Annotated in this window: 1 protein-coding gene; it reads right to left on the reverse strand. The window is 40.1% G+C overall.

Annotated features, from left to right (window positions below; all coding sequences use genetic code 11):
• Positions 1 to 166: 166 nt before the first annotated feature.
• The gene (locus BMY80_RS11855) at positions 167 to 1,222 is read right to left on the reverse strand and encodes a hypothetical protein (protein ID WP_093143939.1); all 1,056 of its coding nucleotides are present in this window, start codon (positions 1,220 to 1,222) and stop codon (positions 167 to 169) included.
• Positions 1,223 to 2,300 lie beyond the last annotated feature (1,078 nt).

The following is a 2,300-nucleotide window of genomic DNA, read 5'->3' on the forward strand; positions in this document are numbered from 1 at the left end:
GAGAATTTCTTAAAAAACAGGGGTAAAAGTGTAATATTTAATGGATTTGTGATGAGATTTACCCTAGTTATACACTAGGGTGTGCGGAGTTTAGGATTAACGGCATTTCTGAAAGATGCGCTTACTTGAGAAAACTGATGAAATGCATAATTACGGCATCAGGCAGTTATACGTCTTTTTCATTCTTTTCCTTATCAGTTTCAGGAATAGATTCCAGAAATTCTCTGGCCTCTTCTGTTGGCACAATATCGCTGAGAATGGCGGCAAAATATCGTGCTGTCTCGAAGTCTTTACCCTCAAGAGCATAATGTGCGTAATTGTATGCTATATCAATGACGTCGTGATCGGCTCCACACCAGAAACCGAATTTCTCTGAACATTTCATCATGTCTTCAGCCGTTGGATCTTCGAAAATTCCGCCTACCGTTTCGATATAACTGAGTTCCTGTTTAACCATAGGTGACTCTTCATCAAAATTTGTGCTCAGAAGCAGAGTGCCAACTGCCTCTTTGTAAAGCTTATTCTCCACAAAGTAGTATGCGATATTGCGTAAGCACCTGGCCACGTCATGCGAACGGAACGCAATTCTGTAAGCATCAAGTGTCTTTCTGAAGAATTCATCTGTATTATGTTCCATCTTGAATGTTTCGGTATATTCAGCCATTAGCTGGAAGTTTACGGGATTCCAGCTCAGACCTTTAAGCAATGCCTTTCTGGCTTCTTCTATCTGTTTGAGTTCCACGAGCAGCCAGCTGTAAATAAGGTACATCCGTCCGAAAGGTACCGGAATGCGCTTCACTCTCTTGGCAGGTTTGTTCATGCGTATGTACATGATTTCCTCAAAGTATTCACTGAAATTGAAATACAGGTACTGAGCGTCTTCGTGAACGATGTTTTTAAGTTCAAGTTCTTCAAGGTATCCTTTCAGAAGCTGACAGGCCGTGTCGTACTTTCCGCTTTTGATGTGAGACTGAATCCCGTCAAGGTTCTGTTCGCATATACGGGCAATTTCATCGAGATTATCATTCTGCAGGATTTTCTTGCTGTCACTGAACATCCTGTTCATCAGTCTGTTGCATGCAATGAAAATCTCTTCTGCAAGCTCGTGGTCTTTGTATTCGGCGCACTTTTTCTGAAGATATGGCATATCAGTTACGGGATTTCCGGTGAAGCCACTGGTAATTTTACGCATGATGGAATCGAGTTTCCTGTTTTCACTCATGTAGTGCTCCTTTGCTCTGGGGACAAACGAATGATTCCGGTTCTGTCAGGACGGTTAGAGTATTGCACGTAATAATCAACCGGAAATGACTGAAATATCAGTATTGCGTGAGTTAAAAAGTCAACCGGAATCAGCTGACATATATAATAATTATAATTTGTGTTTATAAAATTTGTGTGAGCTAAGCTGATGTTTTTGGCGATGCTGTAAAAAAGAGGAGTTTGATTCAATGTATTTCGGCAGGAGGTATGGGCAAATTCAGCTTCGGCCTGCGGATAAAGGCAGACGGTTCAGTAATACCTGTCCTGTAAGTAACCCGTAAAAGTGTATGATTAAGCATATTAAGAAAAATCACCGGATTCAGGAGGAAAGATTGAATTTTGTGAACGCAAAAAAATAAGGTTCGAACTAAAGTGGCTCATAGCTGTTCGAACCCATAAACATTGCATGTGTGTACTTTAAAAATCATTGCCCGCTTCATACATCCTGTATAAACAAAGCCATGAAAAAAGGAACATCCTGTTCCTCAGCCCCGGTTCGTCAACATCCTGTAAACGGAAAGGCTGCGATGCGTGAGGTATCCGGACATCCTTGTCTCCCTCAACAGTTACTATTGTAAAAATTTGAATTTTTATGAATATTGATCTTTGTCACATTATTTGGGGCTGTAAGCCTTTGTGAGACTTTGAAAAATCGTGCAGCCATTGAAAACAGGGCGTTTACGAAAAAACGACTTTTTATGTGTCTGTTTTATGATTTTTATTATGCTTACATTACTATAGACAAAGTCTCACATGCGGGTGAGAGATTGTATTTTATATATGTGTTTTTGTGATTTTTTAGAGCATTCAGACAGGTTAGGAATTTTAGACAGTATCAGGACTGCAAGCGGGAAAATGAAGAAAAAACGCCATGGAATATGAGGCGGGTCTGGAGGCTCTGTAATAATATAAGGAGAAAAAAAAGAAGGTTCGAACCAAATTGTTCATCATGAACTGTTCGAACCCTTGACTTACATGTGTGTGTTTTAAAATCGTCGCTCTTTCTTTTACGTCCCTGTAAAATCAAGCGGTGTTTC

Source organism: Ruminobacter amylophilus, from assembly GCF_900115655.1.
GTDB classification, from domain to species: Bacteria; Pseudomonadota; Gammaproteobacteria; order Enterobacterales; family Succinivibrionaceae; genus Ruminobacter; species Ruminobacter amylophilus.